Annotated in this window: 26 protein-coding genes; 11 read left to right on the top strand and 15 right to left on the bottom strand. The window is 60.1% G+C overall.

The features are described 5' to 3' along the window. Window positions 1–83: 83 nt before the first annotated feature. A complete protein-coding gene (locus tag BLR20_RS20215) occupies window positions 84–1,322 on the top strand; it encodes a TIGR03862 family flavoprotein (protein WP_202907611.1) in 1,239 nt (412 codons plus the stop codon). Window positions 1,323–1,570: 248 nt separating this feature from the next. On the opposite strand, the gene BLR20_RS20210 is transcribed toward BLR20_RS20215, so the two are convergent. Together BLR20_RS20210 and yedA are read right to left on the bottom strand one after the other, a co-directional pair. Further along, window positions 1,571–2,899: an RNA helicase RhlE1 gene (locus BLR20_RS20210; RefSeq protein ID WP_054993126.1), complete on the bottom strand. Its 1,329-nt coding sequence runs from the start codon at window positions 2,897–2,899 to the stop codon at window positions 1,571–1,573. Between the two features lie 62 nt (window positions 2,900–2,961). After that, entirely contained in the window at window positions 2,962–3,876 is a 915-nt protein-coding gene (gene yedA / locus BLR20_RS20205) for a drug/metabolite exporter YedA (protein WP_054993125.1), read from the bottom strand. Window positions 3,877–4,043: 167 nt separating this feature from the next. On the opposite strand from yedA, the gene BLR20_RS20200 reads away from it, so the two are divergent. After that, a complete protein-coding gene (locus BLR20_RS20200) occupies window positions 4,044–4,511 on the top strand; it encodes an Lrp/AsnC family transcriptional regulator (protein WP_003313835.1) in 468 nt (155 codons plus the stop codon). Between the two features lie 4 nt (window positions 4,512–4,515). Here BLR20_RS20200 and BLR20_RS20195 read toward each other — a convergent pair whose 3' ends face one another. The 3 genes from BLR20_RS20195 to BLR20_RS20180 all read right to left on the bottom strand — a co-directional run bounded on the left by BLR20_RS20195 (window position 4,516) and on the right by BLR20_RS20180 (window position 6,671). Further along, complete coding sequence (locus BLR20_RS20195) at window positions 4,516–5,127, bottom strand: 3'-5' exonuclease (RefSeq protein ID WP_010426726.1); 612 nt, start codon at window positions 5,125–5,127, stop codon at window positions 4,516–4,518. A gap of 21 nt (window positions 5,128–5,148) precedes the next feature. After that, on the bottom strand, window positions 5,149–5,625 hold the full coding sequence (locus tag BLR20_RS20190; protein WP_010426725.1) for an NYN domain-containing protein: 477 nt from the start codon (window positions 5,623–5,625) through the stop codon (window positions 5,149–5,151). A 341-nt stretch (window positions 5,626–5,966) separates the two neighbouring features. Next, window positions 5,967–6,671 (bottom strand): DUF2076 domain-containing protein, encoded by a 705-nt coding sequence (locus tag BLR20_RS20180; RefSeq protein WP_010426724.1) that lies wholly within the window; start codon window positions 6,669–6,671, stop codon window positions 5,967–5,969. A gap of 197 nt (window positions 6,672–6,868) precedes the next feature. Between BLR20_RS20180 and BLR20_RS20175 the strand changes: the two genes are divergently transcribed. From BLR20_RS20175 to BLR20_RS20165, 3 genes are read left to right on the top strand one after another with little or no spacing between them, the layout of a single operon-like run. Continuing rightward, window positions 6,869–7,531: a YciC family protein gene (locus BLR20_RS20175; protein ID WP_010426723.1), complete on the top strand. Its 663-nt coding sequence runs from the start codon at window positions 6,869–6,871 to the stop codon at window positions 7,529–7,531. A 33-nt stretch (window positions 7,532–7,564) separates the two neighbouring features. Continuing rightward, window positions 7,565–8,707 carry an endonuclease/exonuclease/phosphatase family protein gene (locus tag BLR20_RS20170; protein ID WP_054993124.1) on the top strand — a complete coding sequence of 381 codons (1,143 nt, stop codon included), beginning with the start codon at window positions 7,565–7,567 and terminating at the stop codon, window positions 8,705–8,707. 49 nt (window positions 8,708–8,756) lie between these two features. Next, window positions 8,757–9,158 (top strand): hypothetical protein, encoded by a 402-nt coding sequence (locus BLR20_RS20165; protein ID WP_235809996.1) that lies wholly within the window; start codon window positions 8,757–8,759, stop codon window positions 9,156–9,158. Between the two features lie 120 nt (window positions 9,159–9,278). Here BLR20_RS20165 and BLR20_RS20160 read toward each other — a convergent pair whose 3' ends face one another. Further along, window positions 9,279–10,046, bottom strand: coding sequence for a hypothetical protein (locus tag BLR20_RS20160; protein WP_054993135.1), 768 nt, complete (start codon window positions 10,044–10,046; stop codon window positions 9,279–9,281). Window positions 10,047–10,344: 298 nt separating this feature from the next. On the opposite strand from BLR20_RS20160, the gene BLR20_RS20155 reads away from it, so the two are divergent. Beyond that, the gene (locus BLR20_RS20155) at window positions 10,345–10,602 is read left to right on the top strand and encodes a hypothetical protein (protein ID WP_054993123.1); all 258 of its coding nucleotides are present in this window, start codon (window positions 10,345–10,347) and stop codon (window positions 10,600–10,602) included. Between the two features lie 168 nt (window positions 10,603–10,770). Here the strand turns inward: BLR20_RS20155 and hrpB are convergent, their stop codons facing one another. The 4 genes from hrpB to BLR20_RS20135 form a co-directional block, all read right to left on the bottom strand. Beyond that, window positions 10,771–13,305 carry an ATP-dependent helicase HrpB gene (gene hrpB / locus BLR20_RS20150; RefSeq protein ID WP_054993122.1) on the bottom strand — a complete coding sequence of 845 codons (2,535 nt, stop codon included), beginning with the start codon at window positions 13,303–13,305 and terminating at the stop codon, window positions 10,771–10,773. A gap of 232 nt (window positions 13,306–13,537) precedes the next feature. Further along, entirely contained in the window at window positions 13,538–14,446 is a 909-nt protein-coding gene (locus tag BLR20_RS20145; RefSeq protein ID WP_010426643.1) for a hypothetical protein, read from the bottom strand. Next, window positions 14,443–15,138, bottom strand: a complete 696-nt coding sequence (locus tag BLR20_RS20140; RefSeq protein ID WP_010426641.1) for a hypothetical protein — start codon at window positions 15,136–15,138, stop codon at window positions 14,443–14,445. The genes BLR20_RS20145 and BLR20_RS20140 overlap by 4 nt, the downstream gene beginning before the upstream one ends. A gap of 172 nt (window positions 15,139–15,310) precedes the next feature. Further along, window positions 15,311–15,694: a RidA family protein gene (locus BLR20_RS20135; protein WP_054993139.1), complete on the bottom strand. Its 384-nt coding sequence runs from the start codon at window positions 15,692–15,694 to the stop codon at window positions 15,311–15,313. A 167-nt stretch (window positions 15,695–15,861) separates the two neighbouring features. On the opposite strand from BLR20_RS20135, the gene BLR20_RS20130 reads away from it, so the two are divergent. Continuing rightward, window positions 15,862–16,557 (top strand): tRNA (adenine(22)-N(1))-methyltransferase, encoded by a 696-nt coding sequence (locus tag BLR20_RS20130; RefSeq protein WP_328586076.1) that lies wholly within the window; start codon window positions 15,862–15,864, stop codon window positions 16,555–16,557. 291 nt (window positions 16,558–16,848) lie between these two features. After that, on the top strand, window positions 16,849–17,388 hold the full coding sequence (locus BLR20_RS20125; RefSeq protein WP_054993696.1) for a DsbA family protein: 540 nt from the start codon (window positions 16,849–16,851) through the stop codon (window positions 17,386–17,388). Window positions 17,389–17,397: 9 nt separating this feature from the next. Here BLR20_RS20125 and BLR20_RS20120 read toward each other — a convergent pair whose 3' ends face one another. Continuing rightward, window positions 17,398–18,369 (bottom strand): alpha/beta hydrolase, encoded by a 972-nt coding sequence (locus BLR20_RS20120; protein WP_054993695.1) that lies wholly within the window; start codon window positions 18,367–18,369, stop codon window positions 17,398–17,400. Between the two features lie 74 nt (window positions 18,370–18,443). Then, the gene (locus BLR20_RS20115) at window positions 18,444–19,370 is read right to left on the bottom strand and encodes a Gfo/Idh/MocA family protein (RefSeq protein ID WP_054993694.1); all 927 of its coding nucleotides are present in this window, start codon (window positions 19,368–19,370) and stop codon (window positions 18,444–18,446) included. A gap of 307 nt (window positions 19,371–19,677) precedes the next feature. Between BLR20_RS20115 and BLR20_RS20110 the strand changes: the two genes are divergently transcribed. Together BLR20_RS20110 and BLR20_RS20105 are read left to right on the top strand one after the other, a co-directional pair. Continuing rightward, on the top strand, window positions 19,678–20,097 hold the full coding sequence (locus BLR20_RS20110; RefSeq protein WP_003340868.1) for a hypothetical protein: 420 nt from the start codon (window positions 19,678–19,680) through the stop codon (window positions 20,095–20,097). A gap of 25 nt (window positions 20,098–20,122) precedes the next feature. Then, complete coding sequence (locus BLR20_RS20105) at window positions 20,123–21,016, top strand: cation diffusion facilitator family transporter (RefSeq protein ID WP_054993693.1); 894 nt, start codon at window positions 20,123–20,125, stop codon at window positions 21,014–21,016. Between the two features lie 6 nt (window positions 21,017–21,022). Here the strand turns inward: BLR20_RS20105 and BLR20_RS28150 are convergent, their stop codons facing one another. Then, window positions 21,023–22,189, bottom strand: a complete 1,167-nt coding sequence (locus BLR20_RS28150; protein WP_074595001.1) for a DUF6515 family protein — start codon at window positions 22,187–22,189, stop codon at window positions 21,023–21,025. A 393-nt stretch (window positions 22,190–22,582) separates the two neighbouring features. Here BLR20_RS28150 and BLR20_RS20095 point away from each other — a divergent pair, with 393 nt between their 5' ends. Further along, window positions 22,583–23,062 carry an Lrp/AsnC family transcriptional regulator gene (locus BLR20_RS20095; RefSeq protein WP_002555305.1) on the top strand — a complete coding sequence of 160 codons (480 nt, stop codon included), beginning with the start codon at window positions 22,583–22,585 and terminating at the stop codon, window positions 23,060–23,062. Window positions 23,063–23,075: 13 nt separating this feature from the next. Here BLR20_RS20095 and BLR20_RS20090 read toward each other — a convergent pair whose 3' ends face one another. Further along, the gene (locus BLR20_RS20090; RefSeq protein WP_010427208.1) at window positions 23,076–23,708 is read right to left on the bottom strand and encodes a pseudouridine synthase; all 633 of its coding nucleotides are present in this window, start codon (window positions 23,706–23,708) and stop codon (window positions 23,076–23,078) included. A gap of 79 nt (window positions 23,709–23,787) precedes the next feature. Next, window positions 23,788–25,251, bottom strand: coding sequence for an AMP nucleosidase (gene amn, locus BLR20_RS20085; RefSeq protein ID WP_010427210.1), 1,464 nt, complete (start codon window positions 25,249–25,251; stop codon window positions 23,788–23,790). Between the last annotated feature and the right edge of the window lie 5 nt (window positions 25,252–25,256).

The following is a 25,256-nucleotide window of genomic DNA, read 5'->3' as shown; positions in this document are numbered from 1 at the left end:
TCGCAGCCCATGACGTGCGCCACACCTTGAAAGAACGCTCGGGTAGAATGCCCCACCCCACTGCTATCGATATTTCGCTGACCATGACCGACCTCGCCCCCTCCACTGCCCGAACCGTCGCCATCATCGGAGGCGGCCCTGCGGGGTTGATGGCAGCAGAAGTGTTGAGCCAGGCCGGACTGAACGTCGATCTGTACGACGCCATGCCATCGGTTGGGCGCAAGTTTCTGCTCGCCGGGGTGGGCGGTATGAACATCACCCACTCCGAGCCCTACCCGGCTTTTCTGGCGCGCTATGCCGAACGTTCGCCGATGATCGCGCCGCTGTTGCGCGGTTTTGATGCCGACGCCCTGTGCCAGTGGATTCATGCGCTGGGCATCGAGACCTTTGTCGGCAGCTCGGGCCGTGTGTTTCCCACAGACATGAAAGCCGCCCCCCTGCTACGCGCCTGGCTCAAGAGGCTGCGTGATGCGGGAGTCACGATTCACACACGGCATCGCTGGTCGGGCTGGAATGCCGATGGCAGCCTGCGCATCGCTAATGCTGACGGTGAATTGGCAATCAAACCGGCAGCTACGTTGCTGGCGCTGGGCGGTGCCAGTTGGGCCCGGCTGGGGTCTGACGGGGCCTGGCTGCCATGGCTGCAGGCGAGGCAGGTAGAGGTTGCGCCGCTGCAGGCCGCCAACTGTGGTTTTGAGGTGAGCGCCTGGAGCGACCTGCTGCGTGACAAGTTTGCCGGTGCACCGCTGAAAAATATCGCGATGGGCCTGCATGGCCATGCCCTGCGTCTGGGCGAGTGCGTGCTGACCGCGACTGGCGTGGAAGGCAGTCTGGTGTATGCGCTGTCGGCGCAGATTCGTGAACAGATCAACCTTCACGGCTCAGCGGTTGTGGATATCGATCTGCTGCCCGGCAAAGCGCTGACAGACATTCAAAAAGCCCTGAGCAAACCACGCGGCTCGCGCTCGATGTCCAAGCATCTGCACAGTCAGTTGGGGCTGGACGGCGCCAAGGCAACGCTGTTGCGCGAGCTTGCGCCTCGTGAAGCGTTTGCCGATCCGCTGCTGTTGAGCGAGGCCATCAAGGCGTTGCCACTGCCTTTGATCAAACCGCGCCCCATCGATGAGGCCATCAGCACCGCAGGGGGCGTCACCTTCGAGGCCATGGACGAGCGTCTGATGCTCAGGCAATTGCCCGGCGTGTTCTGCGCCGGCGAAATGCTCGACTGGGAAGCGCCAACAGGCGGCTACCTGCTGACCGCCTGCTTCGCCAGCGGCCGCGCTGCGGGGTTGGGGATGGTTGAGTGGCTGCAATCGCGATGATCATGATCGTCGCCACGTTCCGCACTTATCGTTATATAAAAGTCCGCTTTTGATTCTGGCCGAAGGGCGTAGGAGCGGACCGGGCGACGCTTCGCTTGTTCGCGAAGAGGGTGTTTCAATCGATGCATTTTCGGCGATTATGCAGGCCCCTTCGCGAACAAGTTCGCTCCTACGGCCTCCGGCCAGAATCAAAAACGAACTTGTATGTAGCAATGAGCGCTCCGTCCGCCTTGAATACGCACTGCCCCTCAAGGCTTCTTCTTGCGCGGGCCGGTGTTGAAGACCGGTACTTTACGCACCGGCTTGGCCACTGGCGCAGGCTCGGACTCGCCGCTGTCGACCCATTTGCCCAGGTTGCGCTTGCTGCCCGACACCTTGGGTTTTTTCGGTTTCTTGGGCTTTTTCAGGATCTGGCCGCTGGCATCCGTGCTCGGCACGCGATGCTCCGGTTCGAAGTCCTGCTCTTCCTTGCGCTCCAGGGTCTGGCGGGTCAGCACTTCGATGGCTGACAGCAGCTCGACTTCATCGGCACACACCAGTGAAATCGCCTCCCCCGTCAGCCCCGCACGGCCGGTGCGGCCAATACGGTGGATGTAATCCTCGGCCACGATCGGCAGGTCCAGGTTGACCACGGTCGGCAGGTCATCGATGTCCAGACCGCGCGCCGCCACGTCGGTGGCCACCAGAATCTTCACTTCGTTGCTCTTGAAGCGGTCCAGCGCACGCTGGCGGGTGGCCTGCGGCTTGTCGCCGTGAATGCCGTCGGCGTTCATGCCCAAACCCTGCAAGCGATCCACCAGTTGATCGACGCCAACCCGGGTCTTGGCGAACACCAGCACCTGCCCCCAGCGATGCTTCTTCATCAGATGGATGAACAGATCCGCCTTGCGTTTCTTGTCGACGGTCACGACCCACTGCTTGACCGACGACGCCGCGACATTGCGCGGGCTGACTTCGATGGTCAGCGGGTCATTGAGCATCTGCGCGGCCAGCAGACGAATCTCGTCGGAGAACGTTGCGGAGAACAGCAGGGTCTGGCGCTGCTTGGGCAACACCGCATAGATACCGCGCAATTCCTCGGCAAAGCCCAGGTCGAGCATCCGGTCAGCTTCATCGAGGATCAGCGTCTGCAACTGGGAGAACTTGACCGCGTTCTGGCGGTGCAGATCGAGCAAGCGGCCTGGGGTCGCGACCAGCACGTCCACGCCCCTGCGCAGCTTCATCATCTGCGGGTTGATGCTCACGCCGCCGTAAGCCGCGTAGGTGGTCAGCGGCAGATGCTCGGCGTACTGACGAATGCTTTCATGAACCTGATCGGCCAGCTCGCGGGTCGGCGCCAGCACCAGCGCGCGAATCGAATTGGGCGCGACTTTCGGGCCTTCCATGGTCAGCCGTTGCAGCAGCGGCAGGGCAAAACCTGCGGTTTTGCCGGTGCCGGTCTGCGCAGCAGCCATCAGATCGCGGCCCGCCAGTACCGGAGGAATTGCCTGAGTCTGTACAGGCGTCGGAGTCTGGTAACCGAGCGCTTCGAGGGCGCGCAGCAAGGGTTCGATCAGGCCGAGAGAGGCGAATGTCATGGAAATACCGTAGGAAAGATTCAACGCAAGGCGCGCAGTTTAACCTGTCCGGCGCGCCTCGGTTAGCTTGTGCGTGTCGATACGGCCTCTTGCGGCGGCGACCGGCGCCATTGCGGCAGGCCAATCAGCACCACGGCACTGATGATCACCACCATGGCCATGCACTCTTCGACACCAATCGTTTCGCCAGCGAACACCACGCCAAGCATCACTGCCACGGCCGGATTGACGTAGGCGTAGCTGGTCGCCGCTGCCGGGCGCACGTTCTTGAGCAGGTACATATAAGCGCTGAACGCGACGATAGAGCCGAACACCACCAGATACAGCAGCGCGCCCCAGCCCGCCGCCGTCGGCATATGCGTTAGACGCTCGCCACTCAAGGCACTGCCGATCAGCAGCGTCGCTCCCGCCGTGATCATTTCCGCCGCACTGGCCATCGGCCCCTTCGGCAACGGCAGGTGCTTGCTCAGCACCGAACCAAACGCCCAGGCGGCGGCGGCAAAGATCACCACGGCGGCGCCATAAGGGCTGGCCTGCAAATTGGAGCCGAGGTTCAGCAGACCGATGCCGATCAGGCCCAGGACGATGCCCGCCCATTCAAGGTTAGTGGTGCGATTGCCCCAGAACAGCCCGAACAGCAGGGTAAACAGCGGCATGGTGGCCACCGCCAGTGCTGCAACGCCTGATGCAACGCCGGCGTGTTCGGCCAGGGTCACACCGCCATTACCACAGGCCAGCAGCAGAAAGCCGATCACGAACGCGGCTTTCCACTCGCGCCAGGTCGGCGCAGGCACGCCGCGCAACCGCAGAAAGCCATACATCAGGCAGCCGGCAATCAGAAAGCGCACACCCGCCATCATTAACGGCGGCCATGATTCCACACCAATGCGGATCACCAGATAGGTAGAACCCCAGATCAGGTACAAGGCCAGAAAGGCACCGATGAGCAAGGGTGAAACACGAACGGACTGAGGCATGGCAAGGCTCTGGGATCATTGTTATGGTTGGCCTATTGTATGAAGGCCGAAGGCGGACATTAAGCAGAAAAACCTGTTTAAACCGTTCTGAAACTTACGATTCAATGCTTGTATGGCCTGCTTTCCTTTTATTTTAAAATCGCCCACCACACGGTACGAGGCACGCCATGACCCTGGATAAATACGATCGGATTCTGCTCGATGAGCTGCTGAAAAATGGCCGGGCGTCTTTTGCGCAGCTGGCGAAACTGGTCAACCTGTCCGCGCCCGCCGTGGCCGAACGGGTCGCCAAGCTCGAGGCCAGTGGCGTGATCACCGGTTACGAGGCGAAGGTTGACCTGTCGAAAGTCGGCCTGCCGATTCAATGCATCATCGAACTGCGCATGGGCAGCCATGGCAATCAGCAGGCCTATAAGGACCTGTGGAAAGTCCCCGAGCTGATCCAGTGTTACCGGGTAACGGGCGACCCGTGTGTGATCATGCGGGCGGCGGTCGATTCGATGCCGCACCTGGAAGACCTGATCAACCGGATCGCCAAGTTTGGCTTCAGCAAGACGTCAATCGTATTGTCGACGGCGGTAGAACGCAGCCTGCCGGCCGATTACTTGATCAGCAACGGCAAGCAGGAGCACTGACAGGTCAAAAGCCGCGCTGGCGCTTGAGCGTTTCGCCGATCTTCGCGGCCGGGACTTTCTGCAGGGAACACAGCATCTGGTGGGAAATGGCAGAGATGCCGTGGGTCTGGCGCAATTCGTTGGTCAGGTGCACGGTCAGGTTGGCCGCCATTTCAGCATCGGCCATCGCCCGGTGAGCCTTGCCGGTGTCGGGCAGGCGCGCATAGCGGGTCAAGGTGCCGAGCTTGTGGTTCGGTGCGCCGGGCATCAGGCGTCGGGCAAGCAGCAGTGAACAGGCAAAGCTCTGCTCACGCGTGCGCTGGATACGCGACAGCTCGTAATCCCAGAACTTCTGGTCGAAGGAAGCGTTGTGCGCCACCAGCGGTGTCGACCCGACAAAATCCGCCACATCGCCCATCACCCGCTCGGCGCTGGGGGCGGTACGAATCATGTTGTTACTGATGCCGGTCAACCCTTCGATGAACGCGGGAATACGCACGCCGGCATTCATCAGGCTCTGAAAGCGCTCGACGATACGCCCCTGCTCCATGATCACCACCGCAATCTCGGTCGCCCGACAGCTGTGGCCCGGGGAGATACCGGTGGTTTCAAAGTCGATGACTGCAATACGTTCCAACACTGGCCTGGCCCTGTAAATTCATTTCAGCAAAAACGCGCCTTCGATCGGCACGTAACGGCTGGCCGCGCGAATCAACGAGTTCGCGGTCAGCCCTGGCACACCGTAGGCGACCGCCTCGACCCCATGCTTGCTGATCACGCGTTCGAGCAACATGTCGAAGTCGCCATCACCCGACGCCAGCACGATTTCGTCCACTTGCGGCGCGAAATCCATGATGTCGATGGTGATGCCGACATCCCAGTCCCCTTTGGCCGAACCGTCGCTGCGCTGGATGTACGGCTTGAGCCTGACCGTGAACCCCAGATTGCGCAGGATCTGCTGGAACTGCTGTTGCTTGCTGTCGCCACGATCGATGGCGTACGCAAACGCGTGAACGATCTCGCCGCGCTTGCTGATATCCGCCCACAAGGCGGCGTAATTGAAATGACAGCCATGCGCCTGGCGCACGGTGTAATACAGGTTCTGCACGTCGGCGAACACCGCGATCTTCTTCACCGCAATTCCTCATGGCGGGCAACATGCCCACGGGTTACAGCGATCCGGAACGTGAATCGACGCCCAGTATGCCAGTTTGAAGAAGGAATTGAGGGATGGATCGGCACCGGCCGCTCTGAGGCACGCGCGTCATGGCACAGATTATCGTTGCCACGCGCCAGCGCGGAGCATTGGCACGATAGTCATCTCAGCGCCGATTATCGTTCCCACGCTCCAGCGTGGTAACGCCGTTCTGGACGCTCCGCGTCCGATCCTGAACAGGCGGCGCAGCGCCCATGTGTGACGCAGAGCATCACCCAAGGCATTCTCACGCAGGAGTGTGAAGAGCGATTGTCACGTCCTCAAACGAACGAATCATCGTCCGAGAAATTGTCGCCACCATCGTCGAAATTGTCGTCAGCCGTATACTGCTGATCCGGCTGTCCCCAACCGCCCTGATCATTGAACGAGCCAGTGTCCTGAGCCTGTGGCGCATCGTGAATGACTTCGACGATTTCCTGCGGCTGGCTGTGGTGGCTGAACATGCTGCTGATGCCCTCTGCCAGCAGCACACCGCCCGCTACACCGGCCGCGGTCTTCAGCGCCCCGCCAAGAAAGCCACTGCCGGCAGCCGGAGCAGGCGCGGCGTAACCGCCCTGCGGCGCTGCCGGCGCAGGTGCAGAATTGAAACCGCTACCATCGCGCCAGCCACCGCTGGAAGGCTGGCTCGGTTGCGGCTGCGACGCGCGCGGAGCACTGCTGCCAAAAATACTCGACAAAAACCCGCCGCCGGCGGGCGCGGATGAGGCTTGCCCCTTGGCCTGCTGGAGCTCGGCCTGCAGTTGCTGAATCTGCTCGTCGCGCTGTTTGACCTGCTGATTGAGCTGGTTGACGGCCGCCTCCTGCACCAGAATCGCCTGCGTCATGTAGTACGGCGCAGCGGGCTGGCGGGTCAAATGCTCCTTGATACGCGCCTCGGCCGCAGCATCTCGCGGGGCGGATGCGGTTTCAGCGTCTTTCAGTTTCGAGAAAAGACCGTCAATCAGGGTTTGCTCTTCGCTGTTCATGACCACCTCACTGAGTTGCCACTGGAATTCGTCCCTGCCGCAATGGCAGGACCATGTGCAGAAAATGGGGCCTCATCGACACGCTTCAATGACATGAAGAAAAAGATAACAAGGCGTGCGCGGAAAACCACTGCGCTTGGTTCGACAGGGGCCATGGGCTAAAGTGTGCGCCTGCTTTTAGCCTGCGATCTATCTCCATGAACCCGTTGAACATCATCCAGGATTCGCTTTATTTCTTTCGGCGCAATCTGGGCAGCATCGCGCTGCTGTGCCTGCCTGTCGTGATTCTTGAAGTGCTGGCCAAACAAGCGCTGGGCAGCGCCATGTCCGCTGACACTTCGCCTGCCTACGCATTGGTGATCGGGTTGTTTTTCTACCCTATCTACACAGCTGCGCTGATCCTGTTTCTCGACGCACGCAGTCGTGGCGAGGACGTACACACCAGCGATGTACTGGCCATGGCCGTGCGCCTGTGGCCGACCTTCGCCGTGCTCTCGGCCATGAGCACCCTGCTGATCATGTTCGGCCTTTCACTGTTCGTAGTACCGGGCATCTGGGTGATGATCAAACTGGCGTTCAGCGAATACCTGCTGGTTCTGCGCAAACTCACGCCGTTCATGGCCATGCGCGAAAGCATGCAGATGACCACCGGGCACTTCACGCGCATTCTGGTGTGCGTCCTGAGCGTCTACATTCCCCTGTGGCTGCTTGAGGGCGCCAGTCTGTACCTGTTTCCGGAGCCGCAAAGCGCAGCGATTTCCGTGATCACCGACAGCATCGGCAGCTTCCTGCAACTGTTCACCACCATCGTGACGTTCCGCCTGTTCATGCTGATCAGCGAGCCCGGGCACCGCGCCTGAAGCAAAGGCTGACGTCAGGTGCGTCGATTCGGTATGCTCAGTGCCGAATCCCTCACTGAGCGCCAGGCGCTCCAAGTCGAGCCGATGCCCCGTTTACTGCTACGTCTGACCCTGTACGGCTTGCTGCTGGTCGCCGTATTGCTGTTACTGGTTTTCCAACTGACATGGCGCCCTCCAGCCCGTGAATTAGTCACGGCCAGCTGCAACCCTGCGGTCGAGGCACCGAAACTGGTGCCGGGGCAAGCGCTGAAAGTCATGACCTGGAACATCCAGTACCTGGCGGGTAAACGCTATGTGTTCTGGTACGACATGGCCGACGGCAGCGGCCCGGACGAACGCCCGACCCATGAAGACCTTGCCTACAATCTGGACGAAGTGGCGCGGGTCATCCGTGACGAACAGCCCGACATCGTGCTGCTGCAAGGCGTCGACGATGGCGCCAAGAACTCCGACTATGAAGATCAGCTGGCGCTGATCAAGGAACGTGTGGCGGACCTCTACCCGTGCAGTACGCAAGCGTTCTACTGGAAAGCAGAGTTCGTGCCCAACCCGCATATCTGGGGCAGCGTCGGCAGAAAACTCGCGACCCTCAGCCGCTTCCACATCGACAGCGGCGAACGTATACAACTGCCGGTGCCCGACGCCAACCTCATCAGCCGTCAGTTCCAGCCAAAGGATGCCTTGCTGGTCAGCTACCTGCCCTTGCGTGACGGCGGCAAACTGGCCGTCATCAACACCAGCCTGACCACCGCCAGACACACCGGCGACACCGCACAAAGACAGGTCGCTGCCACTGAGACGCAACTGGACAAGCTGGAAAGCGGCGGCACACCCTGGCTGATCGGCGGCGACTTCAACCTGCTGCCGCTGGGCCAATACCAGCGCCTCCCCGAGCAACAACGCCTTGGCTATGCAGCCGACAGCGAACTGCACGAGCTGTGGGACAAATACCCGATGATCCCCGACAACGCCGAATCCAGCGGCATCGACCGCAGCAAATGGCTGACGCACTTCCCCAACGACAGCCGCATCAGCGGGCCGGACCGGACTGTGGATTATCTGTTCTACAGCCCGAGCCTGAAACGGGTCAGTGCACGCGTGCGGCGGGATGACACGTTGCTGATCTCTGATCACTTGCCCGTGATCGGGCGGTTTTTGTTGCCGGTTTTGCCTTGAGGGGTTCCTGCTCTGTAATCAGATAGTTTTCTAAAATAAGGATATTGAATTGAAAAAACTTGGCGTTGCTAAAACTATTCTGGGGGGTGCTGCGGCACTTTGCTTCATGACTCCCCTCTGGGCTAAAGATGGAAACGAAGCACTGGCGGCGGTAATCGATCAGCAAAAGAAACAGCTTCCCATCATGCTGGACCTTATGACCCGAATAGACACGATTGCCTATGCTGATCACACCGTCCTCTACAACCTCACGATCAATGGTTACAACGGAAGGCCTGGCGAAAAAGTCTACTACGACAGCTATCTGACTCAGCAAATCCAAGGCAGCTTGTGTAAGCAGACAGCCTATCTATTGGTGCTGGAGCTGGGTAACAAAATCACTTATTCGTACTCCAGCTCGACAGGCGAGTTCATTACATCGATCACGCTTTCACGCGAAGACTGTAAGTAAAGCAACAGGTGCGTCCTTGTGCGCGCCCTGAAAAAAGACAGGGCGCTCATGAGATCAGTTTTTAGATACGGGCCTGCGTCGTCGCACGCACCTGATAATTGAAGCGTATCCCCCGCTACGTCAGCCCGCACCGCTCAACATCGCATCAAGCGCCCGCTCAAGCGCAGGCGTCTTGATCTCGATGCCATTGCCGTAAACCGCCGTGCCACGAGCGCAATCGATAATCACCGTTATTCCAGCGCCAGTGAGCCGTCCGGGGTATTTACGCAGGGTCAGCTCGACACAAGAGCAGTCCAGCCAGCGTGCCTGATCGGCTGACCAGCCGTTGTCTTCGAAAGCAAACACGCGGATGTCGCGCCTGATGTCGATTATCTCGGGTGGATAAATCCAGTGCGTGGCAAGTGCCTCGTAAGGCGTTGCCTGGACACGATAGCGAGCACTGGGGGACAGCGCGATCACTTCGATGCGCTCTCTGCGCAGGGTGTCGCCTTCATGCTCAGTGTCCGCAAATATGGGCTCGTAACCCTTTCCGGTGAACGTGAAGAATTTCGTCTTTCCATCCGCTTTCAACTGGGCCAGGGCTGCGCTCACCAACGGGAGAGACCGATCGTCAGACTCAAGCGCGCGGTCATATCCGTCAAACTCGATGCCCATAAAGTTCGCTTCATCAGCATCATCCGTGTAACAGCGCGCGACGAGGGACAAGGTGCCTTCCGTGAAGTAGTACATATCGTACTCATAGTAATAGTCGTAGAGGCCGTCCTTATCCTGCTCGCTGGCGTCGATGTGGTGATACCGCTCCATGAGGATTGAACCCGGGCCTTGGGATGTCCACTCGGGTTCGAGCTCGCTTTTACGGTTTTCATCCCGTGAAAAGATGTTTTTCATCCAGCGCGTGATAATGGATTTGAAAACAAATCTGGCAGTGTTCAATGTCTTTCCTTGGTTCCCCGGATACTCGGCAATTTTCCGCGATCAATCCCTGAGCGTTTGCGTGATTGAAAATACCTGAACCCAGCGAGGATGGCAGCCCTTGGTAAGCTGGCGAATCGCCGAGCATCTGAATGTCGTCCTTCAGCGGCCGACAGGGTCAAAACAGTTTGAACCGTTTCTGAGCGCACTCGCCTAATGATTAGCCTGTGGATACTTCCATGGGCGACGTGCCAATACTGGCATACACCAAAGGGTGATCAACATGGCTAAAGACGACAAGAAAAGTAAAGGCGAAGCCTCGAAAGCCAGCAAGGACCTGAAAGACAAGAAGTCATCACCGGCAAAGAAATCTGAAGCGGCCTCGACGCTTTCCAAGTCTTCCGAAAAGAAAGACAAGAAAAAAGACGCCGAGCCAAAGAAAGCTGCCAAAAAAGCTGATAGCAAGCCAGAAAAGGCCAAGAAATCAGAAAAGGCTGAAAAGGCTGAAAAGCCGGCTAAAAAGAAAAAGTGACATCTGCTGCCTGCCAGGGCGTTGCGCCCTGGCGTTCACTGGCTGTCTGGATATCCAACATCCGGTCAGCTGTTCCAACTCGGGTACTTTGAACGGCGAGAGTGCGCCCCTCTCACATTGATCGTTCTCGTCTTAACTAAACAACAGCTCGTTGAATGCTGAGCGACCTCATGTCCCCCTCGGCTTCACCCGCGCCGTCGCCTCCGCCACCAACGGATCATCCGGCCAGTAATGCTTCGGATAGCGCCCCTTCAAGTCCTTCTTCACATCGATGTAGGTAGATCGCCAGAAATTAGCCAGATCCTGCGTCACCTGCACCGGGCGGCGTGCCGGGGACAGCAAGTGCAGTTTCAGCACCTGCCGCCCATTGGCGATACGTGGTGTGTCGGACAGCCCAAACAATTCCTGCAGCCGCACTGACAGAATCGGCGGATGTTCGCTGTAGTCGATACGGATGTTCGAGCCTGACGGCACTTGCAGGGTCTGGGGTGCCTGCGCTTCCAACTGTTGTGGCAATGGCCATGGCAGGAGGTTGCGCAGGATCGAGGACAGGTCGAGCTGGCTGAAATGGCTGAGCCGGGTGACTTTGCCCAGGTAGGGCATCAGCCAGTTTTCCAGTGTCGCCAGCAGTTGTGCGTCACTCAGATCAGGCCACTCGCTCGCTGAGCTTTTCTCGATATCCAGACTGCGCAACAACGCAACACGCGCCTGCCACTGACGCAGTTCCGGCGTCCAGGGCAGCAGTTCCAGGCCTTTGCGACGCACCAGCGCCAGCAGCGCATGGCTGCGGGTTGCCTCGTCGAGGCCGGTCAGTGGTTCGCGACTGATGATCAGTTCACCGACTTTGCGCTGTCGCTCGGCACGGAATACACCTTCGCGTTCGTCCCAGTCGATCTGGTCCACGGTGCTGACCTGCTCGGCCAACACCGAATCAAAAAGTGCCGGATCGAATTCGGCAGCGAGGTAGATGCGTTCTTCGCGCTGGCCCTGACGACTGCCAAGATCAGCGATGACCAACCAAGGCTGTTTCATCAGCGCATCAGCCTCGGCGAACAGTGCCGCGCGGCCGTTGGCCAGTCGGTATTCGGCTCCGCCCGCTCGGCGTTGCTGTGCGACGCGATCCGGGTAGGCCAGCGCCAGCAAGGCGCCCAGCCAGCGTGAGTGGTCCGGATCGCTGACCGGGCTGTTCGCTGCGCCGCGCAGATACCCGCGATACTGCCGCGACAGTTGCCTGGCCCGCTGTACACCGCCTTGTGCGCCACGCGCCGCGCGTTCGGTACCGGCCAGCAGGGTCAGGCGACTGTGCAAGTCCGCGCCAGCGCCGCGCAAGATATCGCGCTCGCCCAGCAAGGCCGCCACGTCACACGCCAGTTCGCCCAGCCCTAGCGCATGGCCGCGCAGCAGCAGATGGGCGATGCGCGGATGAGCAGGCAGCTCAGCCATCGCCTGACCATGAGGCGTCAGGACTGGCGGCTGACCCGGCTGATTGTTCAACGCCTCCAGACGCACCAACAAATCCTGCGCCTGTGCATAAGCCGCAGCTGGCGGCACGTCGAGCCAGACCAGTTGCGCGGGCGTGACGCCCCAGCGGGCCAGTTGCAACGCGAGCCCGGCGAGGTCCGCCTGAAGAATTTCTGCCGCCCCATAGGCGGCCAGTTGATCGTGCTGCGCTTCGGACCACAGTCGGTAACACACGCCCGGCTCCAGCCGCCCTGCTCGTCCGGCACGCTGGGTGGCGCTGGCACGCGAGATACGCTGTGTTTCCAGACGCGTCATGCCGCTGCCCGGATCGAAACGTGGCACCCGCGCCAACCCGGCATCGATCACCACACGCACGCCGTCGATAGTCAGACTGGTTTCCGCAATATTGGTCGCCAGCACCACCTTGCGCGTGCCCTTGGGAGCCGGCTCGATAGCAGCGCGTTGCGCATTCAGATCAAGCTCGCCATGCAGAGGACAAAGCAGAATGTCGCCGCGCTCGCCCAGTGCTTCCGCCAGTTGCTGGTTGACCCGGCGAATCTCGGCCTGCCCCGGCAGAAACACCAACAGGCTGCCGGACTCGCTGCCCAGCGCATCCAGTACCGTCTGCACAACGCGCGGCTCGACAAACTCACCGGGCTGAAAAGTACGCCCCCACTGCATGCTCACCGGAAACATCCGCCCATCGCTTCGCACTACCGGCGCATCGTCCAGCAACGCCGCCAACCGCTCGCCTTCCAGCGTGGCCGACATGAGCAGAATCTTAAGCGGCTGATCGTCCCGAAACAGTTCCCGGCCATTGAGGCTCAGGGCCAGGGCCAGATCGGCATCCAGGCTGCGTTCGTGAAACTCATCGAAAATCAGCAGCCCCACACCTTCCAGCGCCGGATCGTCCTGCAAACGACGCGTGAGAATCCCCTCGGTGACAACTTCAATGCGCGTCTTCGGGCCGACCCGGCTTTCCAGACGAATCCGATAGCCCACCGTCTCGCCGACCTTCTCGCCCAGCTCACTGGCCAGGCGCTCTGCAGCCGCTCTAGCGGCCAGGCGCCGAGGCTCCAGCATCAGAATGGTCTGCCCGGCCAGCCAGGTTTCCTCAAGCAGCGCCAGCGGCACGCGCGTGGTCTTGCCCGCGCCGGGAGGGGCTTCGAGTACGGCTTCATGGCGTGCGGACAAGGCCTGGCGTAAGGCTGGCAGGACGGCATCGATGGGTAACGAGGTCATGGGGGCTCCCGGAGAGATGCGGGGGAGTATACCGGGGTGGGGTTGGGGAATCAGGGGGAGTCTTTCAGTAGAACGGCCGTCGCCGGCAGTACCGCGATGTACACAATCCTATGCAGATGGCATTGCTACCAGACCCAGCCTGCAGTGCTGAGCAACAACGAAGGGGATAAAAAACGCATCAAATAGCCGGCAGCATTCAGTCAAGGGCTGCCGGGAATATCTGAATGCGTTTCTAGCGCCCGTACACCGTCTGCAATTGCGCTTGCGTCAACGCGTCCTCGAAGGGCACGGGCACTGACTTGACCGCGCCGTACAGATCACGATAACGCCAATAATTCCCGGTGTTAGCCAATTGATAGCCACGCTCGACCACGCGTTGCCCGTTCAGTACATAGCGCAAGGTCTCTTGGGCTGCCTCTGGCGGTGCAGGCAGCATCAGGTCAGCGGCAAGCACGCGCATCGACTCTTCAATGCACTCGTCAAGTACTGCTGTGACTTGCGCCAGATCAAGAGTGCCGTCGTCGATGCATTGTTTGCCGCAGCGCCGAATGGGCTGACTACTGACCTCGATGCGCATGCGATATAACGCTGAACCGGCAATATCCTGCACCTGTACCTGATTGATCAGCACGAAACTGCCGCGATCGGGTGTGAGCATCAGCTTGGGCTCTATAACCAGACGCGCACTGATATCCCCGATACCCTGTTTGATACCAGCCGCCTGCGATGCTCGCTGGAAGCGCTGTTGCAGACGCTCCTGCAAAGGCACACCGGCAAGCAGGCTGGCCAGTGGTAGCGACTCCCTGACTGCGGCTTTTTCAGCATCCCGTTGCAAGCTGCCGCTGCCCATCTGAGTGTTGATCAGGCTGGCAACCAGCAGACCGGCGAGTCCGGCAGTATTACCCGAACTCGCAATCAGATTATGGCTGGACGATGCAGCCTTTTGCGCGGCTTCGGCGTCGACCACAGTGCTGGCACCTACGAATGCCTGCGGCAGTTGCATGTCCACTTTGACCCCATGGGCCTGGACATAGGAAACCGCGTCCTGCGACTTGAAACCGGCCTGCGGAACGGGCTTCTGCGCGCAACCGGCCAGCATCAGCAGGACATGGGCGGTAATCGTAATCAGCAGACGCGTCATTGTTCGAACGCGGTGATCATTTGCTGACGGCTCATGTCCATGGTCTGGTAGAACGCGTTGGTCAAATTGGCGTACGTCGGCTCGTCCCATTCACCTTGAGCAGCCTGTACCACGGTAAAGGGTTTGAACCACAGCAGCTTGTTGTCAGACAGATCGACAAGCATGCCTTGTCCGCCTACCTGCGCCATAGGCACGCTGGTGGGTACTACGCTGTAATAACTACGCGTGGCCCCGGTTACCTGGACGTTGACCAGCAGCAGACGATCGACGCCATAAGTCGCCTTGATCGGTGTGAAATCGCGAACCGTGTAGCCTTCGCGGAAACTCACTTCCTTGTAGACCTTGAGGTCCACTGGCTCATTGATTCGTTTGACCTTGTAGCCCTTGGCCTGCAGTTTGGCGACGATGACATCGGGCAAGGTATTGAGGTCGCGTACCTGCCATTTCTCGACATTGCCGCTGAGCTTGCTGTTGACGCCGGTATTAATGGCCAGATCCAGAAGTCCCTGATTGCCGGTGAGTGCCAGAACAGGTTGTGGCACTACGGTAATCGCCACACCGATAGTCGGTTCTTTGGCATTCCAGAATTGCTGATCGAGAGGTACAGGAGGTTGAACGTGGGCGCAGCCGGTGAGTGTCAGGCAGGCGAGCAAAGTCACGGCTGCCAAAGTGCGAAGCGTATGAAACGACATATCTCAAGTCCCTATGATTAAAACGATGACGGCTGTATCGGCAGTCAGCGCCATAACAATAGTGGCTTATTGATATTTTTTTACCCTTCTTACACGCGCTTGACCCAACCACACTTCATATATGAGCGCATGGAGGGTCAAATGCGGCATGAATATCGACACGCCCAGCCAATCAGCTCGCCCTCGCCGCCATCGCCGTCACTTCAACCCGCATCCCCTCAACCGCCAACGCCGCTACGCCTACCGCTGCGCGGACGGGCCACGGTTTTTTGAAGAAGCGTTTGTACACTTCGTTGAATGCGGCGCGATCGGCCATGTCGGTCAGGTAGATGGTCAGGTGCATGACCCGGTCCATCGAGCTGCCGGCGCGTTCGAGGGCGTCTTTCAGGGCTCGCAGGGTGCACTCGCTCTGCTCGGTGATACCGCCCAGTTCCAGGCTGCCATCGGGGCGGGTCGGGATCTGGGTGCTGACCAGCACGCCGTTGAAGTCGGCGACGTCCGAGGAGATGGACTCCGGATCGGGATCGGGGGTGAAGGTGATGTCTGCGTTTGCCATGGGTTCTCTGCTTTGCAAAGGATGGAAAACGCCAAGCCTACGCGAGCGACAGGTGGGGGTCGAGCCGTGGGCTTTGTCGCGGAAAGTTGAAATGCGCCGCGTTGCTCTACAGAATCGCGCCCGGACCCGGCCATGCTGTCGGGCGCTTGGGGTGAAAGGGGTTGCCGTTGAACGAACAGAGATTGTCCATGCGCCTTGAGCGTGTGGCGACGCATGTGCCACCCGGTGCACGATTGGCCGATATCGGCTCGGATCACGGCTATCTGCCGGTGGCGCTGCTGAACCGTGGTGTCATTACGGCTGCGGTGGCTGGTGAGGTAGCGTTGACGCCGTTCTGTGCAGCCGAGCGTACTGTGCGCGAGAACAATCTGGAGGATCAGGTCAGCGTGCGCCTGGCAGATGGTCTGGCGGCGATCGAAGCGGAAGACGCGATTACGGCGATCAGTCTCTGCGGCATGGGCGGCGAGACGATTCGCGACATCCTTGAGGCGGGCAAGGCGCGGCTGAGCGGTCAGGAACGCTTGATCCTGCAACCCAACGGCGGCGAGCAGCCGTTGCGTCTCTGGCTGATGGAGCATGACTACCGCATCGTCAGCGAAGAGGTGCTGCGGGAAAACCGTTTCGACTACGAAATCATCGTCGCCGAACGCACAGGCCCCGTGCACTACACGGCTGAGGAACTGTATTTCGGCCCGCTGCAGATGCAGACGCGCAGCCCGGCGTTTCTGCTCAAGTGGCAGCGTCTGCTGGGCAAGAAACACAAGACACTGCGCAACTTCGAACGCGCGCAGCAAGCCGTGAGCGAAGAGAAGCTGCAGGACGTTGCGCAACAGGTCCGCTGGATCACCGCGCTGCTGGCCTGAAAATCGAACTCATGCCCGAACCTGCTCTCAAACCCGCATGATCCGCAGTTCAGGCGTCAATGCTGCAATGTGTGACGCGGAGCGTCACGAACTGCATTCCCACGCGGAGCGTGAGGAGCGATAGGTGTCCGGGAAATACTTTTCGTGGCGCGCGGCGCAGCGTAAATCAGCCCGGCGCGCCTTGCTTATCGTGCCAGTGCTCTGCGTGAGGAACGAGAGGTGTCCGGGAGATGCTTCTCGTGACTATGCGCGGCGCGCCTTCTGCATAACCATCGACGGGAGCAACACGACATGCATTCAGACGCACTTTCCTGGGGCCACGGGCCTCGTCTGTTCGAAGTCTTCCTTGAGCCGACCTGCCCCTTTTCGGTGAAGGCCTTCTTCAAACTCGATGAGCTGCTGGCTCAGGCCGGAGAAGACAGGGTCACGGTCAAAATTCGCCTGCAATCGCAGCCCTGGCACATGTTTTCGGGTGTCATCGTGCGCTGCATTCTGGCGGCTGCGACCCTTGAAGACGGCAAGCAAAGCGCCAAGGCCGTCATGACGGCGGTTGCGTCGCACCGTGAAGAATTCGAGTTCGAACATCACGCCACCGGCCCGAACATGGACGCGACGCCCAACGACATCATTGCGCGCATCGAGCGTTACAGCGGCGTAGAGCTGGCGAAGGCATTCGCCAATCCCGAGCTTGAGCAGGCCGTGAAATGGCACGCCAAATACGCTCGCCAGAACGGCATACACGTCTCGCCGACCTTCATGATCGACGGTCTTGTGCAGCCGGGCTTGAGCAGCGGCGATCCGGTGTCGAAGTGGGTTGCGGAGATGAGTTGAGCGGCGAGCTCAACCCAGCGCATCGATCCGCTCGTTGATCCACTCCCGGCTGCGCGCCAGCGCCTTGCGCGCCAACGTGGTCGGGAAGTGGATGAAGCCGTGCGGTGACTCGGGCATGAGGTGCATTTCGACTTCTGCCGAGTTGGCCCAGCGCTCGGCCATTTGCAGGGTGTCATCCAGCAGCGGATCGATCTCTCCGACGAACATCAGCGCGGGCGGAAGACCGGTCAAATCGCCATACAGCGGCGACAGGGGCGGCTCGCGGCGTTTATCGTCGCTTCGATCGGGGGTGAGCACGCGCATGGCGCCGACCATGCCCGGACCGTCCAGCACCAGCGTCTCGGGCCCCGCGGTACGTACGCTGTTGGTCCCCGTCAGGTCGTAGACGCCGTAGTACAGGACCGTACCCACTATCCGCTCGAGCAGATCGGGCCGGCTTTTCAATTTCAAGAGGGTGGCTGCGGCAAGATGCCCGCCGGCGGATTCGCCGACCACGATAACCGGCAGGCCGGCAAACTCCTCGCAGTCTTTCCCCAACAGCCAGCAGGCCGCAGAAAAGCAATCCTCCATCAGGCCCTCGATGGGGGTTGTCACAGCAAGTCGATAATCGACCGAAACAATGGCCACGTCGCAGGCGTTGACCATGGCGACGTTGAGATCATCGTTCATCTGGGCGTTGCCGATCACCCATCCGCCGCCGTGGATATCGAACACCACGCCCCTGGGTTTGCCTTTGGGTCGGATGATGCGCACGGGCACCGGTACGTTATCCGAGCTGACCGTTCTTTTCTCGATGCGAAGGTCATGCCTTCCCGGTTTCAAGGCGCTGCCGATCTGCGCCGCACGCAACAGCGCCTGAATCAGCCGGGGCGTGACGCGATTGCGAATCTGGAAACGTGGCATCCGCGCGAGGGTTTTATTGAACCGTCGTACTTCTACCAACTCCTGCTCACTGGAAGGCCAAGGCTGTTTTGTGTCCAATTTCTACTCTCTTGTCAGGCTGACGTATGCGGGGGCGCGCAGCGCGTTTGCCCCCACCTGTACCTGAGAGGCTGTTAGTCGTAGAACGGTTCAACAGATGCCCGGCTGCCCACGAAAAAACTGTCCGCGACCAGCCGCAACGGTTGCAGGTCCAGATCACTGGCGCTGTTGCCGATCAACTGTTGGAAGTGTCGATACACCGCTGCGTACTCGCCCTCCTCCGATACAGCCTGACGTACGCCATCGATACTCAACACCGCACCGCCGCTGTCCAGGCGCAAAGTGCCTTCGGCGCAGCGAATCTCGATGCTCCACAGTTCGTCGTGACCATGATCGAAATCGAACTCGGCGCGGATATCGAGATGGCGCGTGTCGGACATCTTTACGGACGCGGCGATAGGCGACTGGCAATTGCTCGGCACGCGCAGTTCGGCAGACTCGACGAACAATGGCAGTGGCAGCAGATGCGTCACGATCGACAGGGCATTGATGCCCGGATCGAACACGCCAAGGCCACCAGGCTGCCAGATCCACGCCTGACCGGGGTGCCATTTGCGCACGTCTTCTTTCCAGTCGATCTGAACGCTCTGCAGGGTGCGGGTGGATAACCACTCACGCGCCGCTTCGATACCCTGCGCGTAACGCGAATGCCAGGCGAACAGACCGCTGACGCCCTGCTCCGACACTTGCGCCACCAACGCCATCGCCTCACCCAGCGTCGCGCACGGCGGTTTCTCGACCAGCACGTGTTTGCCGGCCGCCAATGCCTCTTGTACCAGTGCAAATCGACCTTGCGGGGGCGTACAGAACGCAATCGCGTCAACCTGCAGCCCGCTTGCAAGCAGTTCGCCCAGGGATTTGAAATTCTCTACCCCGGCGCACGGCTGGCCTTGCGTAGCCACGGCCACCAGCTCAAATGCGGGGTTGGCGTGGATCGCTGGAACGTGTTGATCCTGCGCAATTTTGCCGTAGCCCACCAGACCGAGACGAATCGGTTGCATACATGACTCCTGAGTTCTTGTAATTATCGTGCGGCACAGTAAACCAGATGTTAATCGTGGTCGGTAAGGGGCATCGGCGCGGAAGCTGTTTTAGTCCAGCGGTCAGCCGATCTCTGCGTCGATAGATCTTCAGCGCCCGCTCCGGCCCCTTCGTGAGCAAACTCACGCCCCTGCGATTCTGCAGTTCGGGGCGCTGCACGTCGCATTTCGGTTAACTCCATGACCGCCGAACCACGCCATCACTCAATAGTCTTAGCCTTGCAGTCATTGCCTTGTATAGTTGCCCTATTCATCTCAGGAGCTTTCCATGCGCATTCCTTCTCGCTTGATCGGTGGCGTTCTGGTCGCCACGTTGCTGACTCAGATTTCGGCCTGCGGCAGTATTTTCTATCCTGATCGTCGTGGTCAGATCGATGGCAAGGTTGACCCGGCCATTGCGGCACTGGATGCTTTCGCGCTGCTGTTCTATATCGTTCCAGGCGTGATTGCGTTTGCCGTGGACTTCGCCACCGGCGCGATCTATTACGGGCCCGGCGAGCATGCGCAGATCGATCCGCAAAAGCTGCAAAAAGCGCTCAAGGCTGACGGCAGCGTCGACAACACCAAGCTGCAAGCCATCATTGAAACCGAGCTGGGCCGTTCCCTGCCGTTGAACGACCCACGCCTGATCCAGCACAAAGGCAGTGTGGAACAACTGGCAGCACTGGGCCTGGTCCCGGCCGCCTGATATCGATCCCGTTCAAGGAAGCGTCATGAGCACCACTGCCGAACATTCCCGACTGCTGCGTCTCGCGACGCGGGCCTCGCTGGCGGTTGCCACGACGCTGATCCTGGCCAAGGGGGTTGCCTGGTGGCTGAGCGGTTCGGTGAGCCTGCTGGCCGGTCTCACCGACTCGCTGCTCGATGGCGCAGCCTCGTTTCTCAATCTGCTGGCGGTGCATTACGCATTGCGGCCTGCCGATGACGATCATCGCTACGGCCACGGCAAGGCGGAAGCGCTGTCAGGCATGGCACAGGCGTTGTTCATCACCGTCAGTGGTGTGCTGATTGCCGTTCAGGCAGTCGAACGCATTCAGAACCCCCAGCCGCTGGGCGCGCCACTGCTGGGCATGGTCGTGATGGTGATTTCCATCGCGCTGACGCTCGCGTTGCTCACCCTGCAATACCGGGTGATCAAGGCGACCGGCTCGGCAGCGATCCGCGCTGATTCGCTGCACTACCGCTCAGACCTGCTGCTGAATGCCAGCATTCTGGTGGCGCTGACGCTGGCGTATTTCGGCTGGCAGCAGCTGGATGCGTATTTTGGTCTGGGCATCGCGCTGTATATCTTGTGGAGCGCCTTTCAAATCGCCCGCGAAACGATATCGGTGCTGATGGATGCCGAATTGCCCGCCGATGTCAGCACGCAAATGCTGGCACTGGCGTGCGACGTGCCGGGCGTGCTCGGGGCGCATGATCTGCGTACACGAATCTCCGGCAATCACTGGTTTGTACAGTTGCACCTGGAGCTGCCGGGCAGCCTGACGCTGTCGGCCGCCCATACCATTTGTGACCAGGTGGCTGACGCCATTCACAAGCAATTCCCGAAGGCCGAAGTGCTGGTACACGCCGACCCTCAGGAAGTCGTCAAGCAGGCCAGTGCCTGATCGGGGTCAGTTGACGCTGTAGCCTCGCCCGGCCAGACACGCGCCCATCGAGCGACGATACAGGTCGACCACGTCAGGCGGTGGCTGGCCGGTGACATTGGCCGGGTCGAAACCGCTTTGCTCCGCAGCCCAGCGGTAGCACTGGTATTTATCCAGCTCGACCTGCTGCGGGCTCTGCCCGTTGGCAGGGTAGGCCACCGGATCGTAGCCATTACCTTGTTGTTCAGCCGGCGGAGCCTGATACACGGCTTCGTTCTGCGGCGGATTGACCACTACATAGTCCTGGCTGTCCGGCTGGTAGGCGTAATAGGTCCCGGCAGCCAGAAACAGCAGGCTGCTGCCGATCCACACTTCTCTCGAATAGGACGGCAGGCTGCGCACGCGCACGCCATAGGGCGGCGTCACCACGACATAACGCGGGCCCTGTGGGCGATACCAGTAGCCTTGCGAATAGAAATAGTCCTGGCCGCGGTAAGGAATGCGCGAATAACCGCCCGGTACGCGATCTATCGCGTAGCCAGGTCGATATTGCGGGCCTGGGCCCCAGCCATTGCCGCGCCCGTCGGGACGTCCTTCCCAGTGATCATTCGGCCGGCCGTTACCGGCCTGCCAGTTGCGGTTGTTGCCGCGTGGGATGTCCTGGTAATAGCCCTGCCGCGGTGGCTGGGTTTGCCATGCCTCTTTCGGACCGCTCTGGATCGGCAGGTTGTCCTGAGCCTGGCGCAACTGCTGACGCTGCTGGTTTTGCTGCTGCTGAATCTGGCGCTGCTGATCGCGCTGTTGCTGCTCGATCTGCTGTTGCTGCTGGCGCTCGACGTTGCGCTGCTGAATCTGCTGTTGCTGGATCTGCTGCTGTTGCTGACGCTCAACCTGACGCTGCTGATTCTGCTGTTCCTGAATCTGACGTTGCTGGTTGTTCTGCTGCTGATAGATCTGCTGTTGCTGCTCACGCTCGACCTGGCGCTGCTGGTTTTGCTGCTGTTGGATCTGGCGCTGCTGATTATTCTGCTCTTGAGCACGCTGTTGTTGCTGCTGACGCTGCTGCCCGTTTTCACCGGGGCTGCCGTAAAGCTGATTGCGCGGTGAATCATCACGTTCGTCGGCCAGTGCCTGAGCACTGATGCTCAGACACAACAGACTTACACCCGCAAACTGCCAGATGCCAGATTTCATGCTTTCCTCACTAGAGCGCGGGTTGACGTCATTAAGACTGTTTAAGCGTAGCGCCGTTCTGCGCACTTTATCAGCAGACAAAGAAAAGGGGACCAGATGGCCCCCTTGAGATACTTCGTCCTGGCGCAGCGCTTTTGACGCTGGCTCACCTCATGCCGTCTTCTGGACAGTATGTAGCCCGGGGGCCTGACACACCCTGTCGGGTGGGAGGCCGCGACTGGCCTGATTCGGCGGGTCGCGCTGGACGCTGTGTCCGGGCAGTGATTCTGTTTAAAAGAATAGGCCTGAGGCTAAGGCAGAGGATTGCTAATATTGCGGATTAAAACATTACTTGCGCAATTTTTGACTTCAGATGAATAATCCAGCGCAATTGAATTGATAATGGGGTGCATCGTGAGCAAGCTCGACAGATACGACCTGAGCATTTTGGCTGAATTGCAACGGGACGCACGGATATCCAACCAGGAATTGGCCGAACGCATTGGTCTGTCGCCGTCGCCCTGCTCGCGCCGGGTCAAGCAACTGGAAGACGACGGTTACATCGTGCGCCAGGTTGCCCTGCTGGATCGCAAGAAACTGGGGCTGAACCTGACCGCCTACGTGCTGATCGGCATGGACCGGCACACGCCCGAGCGTTTCGAGAACTTTGAGCAGCAGATCCGCAACCTGCCTCAGGTACTGGAATGCAGCCTGGTGACCGGCATGGACGCGGACTATCAGCTGAAAGTGGTGGTGCCGGACATGGATCACTATCAGAAACTGCTGCTGGGCCATCTGACCCGGATCGAGGGCGTGACCAGCGTCAAATCGAGCTTTGTCCTCAATCAAGTGCTGGCCAGCACCGAAATGCCGCTGACTCACCTGCGCAACTGAACCAGCACCGGCATTACAGTTTTGCGGCGACTTCCCTATACTGGCCCTGATCCAGGCCATCCAGCGTCCAGTCGCCAATCCTGACCCGCACCAGCCGCAGGGTCGGCAAGCCGACGGCAGCGGTCATGCGCCGCACCTGCCGATTGCGCCCTTCCTTGATCACCAGTTCCAGCCAGCTTGTCGGCACACTCTTGCGAAAGCGCACGGGCGGATTGCGCGGCCAGAGTTGCGGTTCATCGAGCTGCCGCGCTTCGGCGGGCAAGGTCGGCCCGTCGTTGAGCTGGACACCGTCGCGCAACTGCTGCAACTGCTCATCGCTCGGCTCGCCTTCGACCTGCACCCAGTAGGTCTTGGCCAGTTTGTGTTTAGGATCGGCAATGCGCGCCTGCAACTGGCCGTCATTGGTCAATAGCAGCAAACCTTCGCTGTCGCGATCCAGGCGTCCGGCCGGATAGATGCCGGGGATTTTGATAAAGTCCTTAAGCGTGGCCCGCCCTTCCTCATCGCTGAACTGGGTCAGCACGTCGAAAGGCTTGTTGAACAGGATCAGCTTCGGCTCGGCCGGTGGCGCCTTGGCGACACGCCGGGCAGCGCCTGCCGGTTTGGAAGCAGGACGGCGGGAAACGGGGCGTTGGGTGCGGGACATGAGAATTCAGCAATCGGAAAACAGAAAGGGCCACTTTAGTAGCCCTTCGTGCAAATACCAATCTATTAACGGCATGCCATCAACGGAATGGCGGCTCGTCGAAGCTGCGCAGTTTGCGCGAGTGCAACGAGTTCAGTTGGGTACGCATCAGGTCCAGCGCGGCGATGCCGATCTTCAAGTGCTGGCTGACCGCACGCTCATAGAACGCATTCGCCGAACCCGGCAGCTTGATTTCGCTGTGCAACGGCTTGTCGGATACGCACAGCAACGTGCCGTAAGGCACACGCAGGCGATAACCCTGAGCGGCGATGGTGCCACTTTCCATGTCGACCGCCACGGCACGCGACAGGTTGATCAGCGGACGTTCCTGAGCCCAACGCAATTCCCAGTTACGGTCGTCATAGGTCAATACCGTACCGGTGCGCAGGCGCTTTTTGAGCTCTTCGCCGCGCTCGCCGGTAATCTGCGCAGCCGACTCCTGCAAGGCCAGCTGCACTTCGGCCAAGGCCGGAATCGGGATGTGCGGCGGCAGTACACGGTCGAGAATACCGTCGCGACGCATGTAGGCATGGGCCAGTACGTAATCGCCGATGGTCTGCGACTGACGCAGGCCGCCGCAGTGACCGATCATCAGCCAGCAATGCGGACGCAGCACCGCGAGGTGATCCGTGATGTTCTTGGCGTTGGACGGGCCGACGCCGATGTTGACCAGCGTCACGCCGTGACCGTCTTCGGCGATCAGGTGGTAGGCCGGCATCTGATAGCGGTGCCAGACCACGCTGGCGACGATGGCCTGAGCTTCGTCCTGGCCCATGCTCTTGTCGACGACCACGTTACCCGGCAGGACCATGCGCACGAAACGCGGGTCTTCGCGGAGCTTTTCCAGGCCATGCAGAATGAACTGGTCGACATAGCGATGGTAGTTGGTCAGTAGAATCCACGGCTGCACATGGCGCCAGTCGCTGCCGGTGTAATGCACCAGACGGCGCAGCGAGAAATCCACCCGCGCAGCGTCGAACAGCGCCAGTGGCAGCGGGTCGACGTTGGCCCAGTCATAGAGACCATCGGCAATACCATCGGTGGCAGCCGACAGGTCGGTGCTCGGGAACACCCGTGCCAGCGCCGCAGCGGTGACGCCGGTGCCGGCCAGTTCGTCGCCCTGCTCGACCACGTAAGGATAAGGAATGCTCTGCTCGCTCATGCCGACTTCGACCGTCACGGTGAAATCGTTCATCAGCGGGACAAGTTGTTCGAGCAGGTACTTTTTGAAGGCTTTGGGCTGCGTGACGGTGACGCTGTAAGTGCCCGGCAGCTGCACCTTGGCGTAGGCGCGCGTGGTCACCGGCACTTCGCCCTGGCATTTGTAGACCAGGCGCAGTTCCGGGTAGCTGAATTGCGCTCGCTCTTCGGCAGTGGGTTCGACGCGGTCTTTCAGGTAGCGCTTGAGCGCCTGACTCAACGCGCTGGTGGCGCGTTCATGCAGCTCGGCGAGCCGCTCTACAGCCTGCTCGGCGGTGTCGACAACAACAAAGGCTTGGGTCACGATTC

Origin of the sequence: Pseudomonas congelans (assembly GCF_900103225.1) — a bacterium.
Classification (GTDB): Bacteria; Pseudomonadota; Gammaproteobacteria; order Pseudomonadales; family Pseudomonadaceae; genus Aquipseudomonas; species Aquipseudomonas congelans.
This window is presented reverse-complemented; position numbering and strand designations above follow the sequence as displayed.